This is a genomic window from Chloroflexota bacterium (assembly GCA_018648225.1).
Classification (GTDB): Bacteria; Chloroflexota; Anaerolineae; order Anaerolineales; family UBA11858; genus NIOZ-UU35.
In genome coordinates this window covers 1-4,180 of the sequence record JABGRQ010000145.1, presented here as the reverse complement: position 1 = coordinate 4,180, position 4,180 = coordinate 1, and the positions used below count along the sequence as shown (strand labels likewise).

Below are 4,180 nucleotides of genomic sequence, written 5' to 3'. Positions count from 1 at the left end.
ATCGCACCTGGCTTATGTGATTGTCAATGTTCACACTTCCGTTGATGAATACAGTAATTTAGAATAATCGTATCTGCGGTTCAGTATAGGTCATGGGATCGAGTTTAAATTGCTCAGCCAGATTTTCAAGCGTTAATGCCGGGTTTGAATCGAGATACCGTAAATGACGATATTTGAGGAATTGCCAACCATCATTTTGGAGCGTATTACGCAGCGCGGGGTTATGAGCGATTTTGAACGCAACCAGGTTGGCGCGTCCGCCGGGCAATACGATCACACCGGGTTTAGGTAGTTTTTTCACCTGGGTGATTTTCCCCATCAGTGCAGATACCGTTAAATAAAATGTGCGCAATGTCTCCCCATTGAAACTCCACTGATAGCATAGCGGGTCTTCATGGAGTTGCTGGAAATCAGCTCCCAACCGTGTCCCCAATGTTTTGAGTAGATTCGCCATGTCCTCCAAATCTTGCCGTCGGGTAGCGGGGGTATCTTGGGGACGCAGCGACCAGACGCTATGATCAAGCGCGGATTCCCCATACGATTCCAGGCAGCATTGAACGAGTTCGGCAGAGGGGGTCAGTAGCCCCGTAAACTCGGTACACAACGCCGCGTCAATGACGGCTTGAGAACTGCCAGGATTTTTAAGCAAGAAGCGCACACAAGCCATTTCAACGCGGTCGGCGATCGGTGTTTGTGAGCGGCTCTCATCGGCTAGCCACCAGTAACCACTTTCCGGGGTTTGATCTGAATCCAGATGAAGGAAACCGCCCCGGTAGGAGATGGTTTCTTGCAGCGTGTTTTGCAGCGCGTGGTAGGCCTCGCTGGGAGTTATATCGTCCGATGATGCCGGTGTTTCGAGCAGTCCGGCAGCCGCGAGCGAGAGATAGTTGCCAGGCTGCCCGCGCTGTCTCAGGTAATCACGCGCTTGTGCGCTGATTTGCTGTTTTCGTTGTTCAGACAGTTGAGATCGCTTGCCATCAAAATCGGGGTACCATAATAACCGAGCTTGCTCCTGCTCAGGGCGCATCGCCGCACCAGCGAAGCGTAAACCGGCATACTGCGCTGCCGCCAGGGTGGCGCTAATAAATCCGGCATCACCTTCGTTGAGCAGGCCAAAAATCGGTATGCCTGCCGGGAGATTATGCTGCAAACTTTCGAATGTGGCATGTAGTGCCACAGTATGCCAACGCCAGCCATAGCGTTGTCTGCGCAACACACTTTTGAAGTTGTCTGCTGCGTCTGCGCCCCACAGCCAACCGCTCCATAATGCCGAGAGCGTCCAAAAGGCCTGATTAGGCCGCGGGATGGCGCTAACGATGGCCTCAACGGGAAATTCCCCCAGTTCACTTGCCAGGTCTTTAAAGCGCCCGTTATAGAGTGTGATTCCCGCGCTTTCAGGGAAATCCGGCCATTGCGAAACAGGAATGGCCGTTTGTGTGGATGCCCACATTGAAAGCGCGTCTTCAAGCGCCAGCCAGAGATTATTCTCTCGGTATTTGGGTGGAATGGTTAATTGCCGCGGGCGTTCCCGCTCGGTGGGATGCGGCCAAAGCGTGTTGCCGCGGTCGCAGGCATTCAGAATCAATGCGACCATTCGCTGGCGTTGCAGCGTGTCTATCATCAGACCGTCGAGGCGGTTGATGAGTGTGGTAAGTATATAAACGGCGCGCCCCGGATAAACGGCCAGCGCTTCTTCGGCAAAGATGCGGTCGGGATCGTTGAGCGGGGCGACGCGTTCCAGAGCGCGGGCATGATGTAATCCGTTATGGCTGAATTGAACGGCGCGGTTGCGATCTTCTTCAGTGGTGGGGTATTCGCCGTGGTCGTCGCAATACGGACAAATGTACACGCGGGCGTATGGAGCAGGGGCGTCTTTTTCCCACAGGAAGGCCTGGGCTTCAATGCCCCGTCCACATTTATGACAATGGGTTTGGTATAAAGCGCGGATGTGCGGTTCGAGGCGCGTATCGCGGAATTTGGCGGCGCCCAATTGCGCCAAGGCTGCGTTGAGATCGGCGGCGCTGGGAGACTGCGCCAGAATTTTGCTGACAAAACTGACCATCGGGTTGTGGACAGCCGCTAAAACGCGGTATCCGCTGCGAGCGATTTCCTCGAGCAGGCGCGGCGAAGCCCCAAAGGGGTCCAGCACCCACCCCCCGGGAGTGATATGTTCATCCAGCCAGGCAGCACCAACCCCCTCCGGGATAAGAGGCAGATATCTTTCCAGAGGTATCCTCGGGGGATGCTGTATTCCGGCAATAAATGTCAGGTGGTTTGTCATCCTGCTTATAAGTATATACCAAGCGAAGCGCAAATTGCAGTTTTGTTTGGCCGCGAAGCATGCAGAGTGTTGGCTCATCTGGCGAAAGCGTGTCTTATCGTAGCCTGTCACCCTGAGCGATAGCGAAGGGTCTAGCGTATGCGTTGCGCTGGATGCTTCGGCTGCGCCTCAGCATGACGGGACTTTTCTTACAAACTTTCTACAAAACAGCTAGAGTTTTTTATACAAATCTTCGCAGAATCTCTATGTTCTCTGTGGCCATATTTTGAGGGTAGTTTTGGCTCAAATCGCCCCGCTGCTCTGAGTGAAGTGTACTATAATGGCGACATTTCAAATTGCAGTGGAGGAGGCAAGTTGATGGGTAAATCGCTAAATATTATGATGGCTGCATCCGAATGTGTGCCGTATGCAAAATCGGGTGGACTGGCCGACGTGGTGGGCGCGCTTCCGGCAGCGTTGAAGGCACTGGGGCATAATGTCATCGTTGTGATGCCAAAATATCGCTCGATTGATGCGGATAAATTTAACCTGGAACCATATCTGGCGCCGATGGGCGTGTGGATGGGCGATAGCGAAGAATGGTGCGGGGTGCAGCGTACCGTTGCTGTGGGCGATGTTCCGGTGTATTTTATCGAGGCCGATAAATATTTCGATCGCGATGGATTGTATAATGACGCCGCGAATAATGATTATTTAGACAATCCGAGACGCTTTGGATTTCTCTCGCAGGCGGCGCTGCAACTTTGCAAGGATATTGGTTTCAAGCCCGATATTGTCCATGCCCACGATTGGCAAACCGCGTTGATGCCCGCGTACTTAAAAATATGGCATTGGGATGATCGAATGTTGGGCGGTGCAGCCAGCATGTTGACGATTCATAATATTGGCTATCAGGGTGTTGCTGATGCTGCGCATTACGATTATTTGGGTTTGCAATGGGGTAATTTCACCGCCGATAAATTTGAAGACCACGGACGGGTGAACTTTCTTAAGGGCGGGGTGCAGTATGCCGACATGGTCAACACCGTCAGCCCGAAATACGCCTGGGAAACGCGCACACCGGAGATGGCCTATGGATTGGCCCCATATTTAAACGACAAGGGCGACCATTATATCGGTATCCTTAATGGGGTAGATTATGACGACTGGAACCCGGCGGTGGATCGCCTGATCCCGGCGCAGTTCACGCCCCAAGATTTATCCGGCAAAAAAGAATCCAAGCGGGCGTTACAAGCGCGCTTCCTGCTCGAAGAAGATGATACCATCCCGGTGATGGGCGTGGTCAGCCGTCTGGCCGATCAAAAAGGTCTTGATCTGCTGGCCGAAGCTATCGACAATATTTTGGCGAATATGAGCGTGCAGCTTGTTTTACTTGGCTCCGGCGATAAAGCTCTGGAACAATTCTTTAGCGATCTGCCCAAACGCTTTCCCGGTCGCGCGGGAAGTTATATCGGTTACAACAACGAAGTCGCCCACTGGATTGAAGCAGGTAGCGATATGTTCCTGATGCCCTCGCGCTACGAACCCTGCGGCCTGAATCAGATTTACTCGCTGAAATACGGCACGCTGCCCGTGGTGCGCGCCACCGGCGGGCTGGAAGATACGGTTGAACAATATGATGAAAACACCGGCACGGGGACCGGCTTCAAATTTTCGGAAGCCAGCGCCCATGCAGTTTATTACAGCGTTGGCTGGGCGGTGAGTACCTACTACGACCGTCGCGAACATTGGGATGCGATGGTGCAGCAGGCCATGCAGCAGCGCTTTTCGTGGGAAGACAGCGCCCGCGCGTATGAAAAAGCATATCGGCAGGCGATCAAAAATAAGCAAGCTTTGTGATGGATTGACAATCTACGAGGTAAAATTGAAAAAGAACATAGCGATTGTGCTTTTTGATGA

The 4,180-nt window shown here is 52.9% G+C and carries 2 protein-coding genes; one reads left to right on the top strand and one right to left on the bottom strand.

Features of this window, described 5'->3' with window-relative positions:
- Positions 1 to 58: 58 nt before the first annotated feature.
- Entirely contained in the window at positions 59 to 2,281 is a 2,223-nt protein-coding gene (locus HN413_14000; protein ID MBT3391509.1) for a hypothetical protein, read from the bottom strand.
- A 357-nt stretch (positions 2,282 to 2,638) separates the two neighbouring features.
- Here HN413_14000 and glgA point away from each other — a divergent pair, with 357 nt between their 5' ends.
- Positions 2,639 to 4,120 (top strand): glycogen synthase GlgA, encoded by a 1,482-nt coding sequence (gene glgA / locus HN413_13995; protein MBT3391508.1) that lies wholly within the window; start codon positions 2,639 to 2,641, stop codon positions 4,118 to 4,120.
- The last annotated feature ends 60 nt before the right edge of the window (positions 4,121 to 4,180 follow it).